This window comes from Paraburkholderia sp. 31.1 (assembly GCF_014397645.1).
Lineage (GTDB): Bacteria > Pseudomonadota > Gammaproteobacteria > Burkholderiales > Burkholderiaceae > Paraburkholderia > Paraburkholderia tuberum.
Genome location: NZ_VZQN01000208.1, coordinates 1 through 528, shown reverse-complemented (window position 1 = coordinate 528; position 528 = coordinate 1). Strand labels below are relative to the sequence as shown.

Genomic DNA, 528 nt, shown 5'->3' with positions numbered 1-528 from the left:
CCCCCCGCGTCACAATGGTTGTCGCCTGGATAAAATTGGAATCTGGGGGCGATAAAGAGAGAACAAGTTGGCGCGTTACGGAAAGACATTCAAGGACAGAGCGGTGGCGCGGTTGCTGCCGCCGGAGAGCGCATCAGTGGAAGAGGTTGCGCGAGAGATCGGTGTGGGCGCGCAGACGCTGGAGCGCTGGCGCAGTGATGCGCTGTCCATGCCCGCTCGCGAGCGGGCATGGACAGCGGCCGCGCGTTTCGAAGCGGTGTTGAGCACGGCAGCGATGGACGAGACGGCCCGCAATGCGTGGTGCCGCGAGCATGGCGTGTATCCGCAGGAACTGGCGCAGTGGCGGCAAGCGGCCACGCAGGCGCTGGCCGAGCCCGAAGAGGCCCGTGCGAGTCCACAGCAAACGAAGCAGGACCAGCGTCGCATCAAGGAACTGGAACGCGAACTGCGGCGCAAGGAGAAAGCACTGGCCGAGGCAGCCGCATTGCTGGTTCTTTCAAAAAAACTCGGGGCGATCTTCAACACGGA

At 63.4% G+C, this 528-nt stretch carries 1 pseudogene; it reads left to right on the top strand.

Features of this window, described 5'->3' with window-relative positions:
* Nucleotides 1-67: 67 nt before the first annotated feature.
* A pseudogene (locus tag F6X37_RS36025) lies at nt 68-528 on the top strand (transposase); the annotation flags it as partial.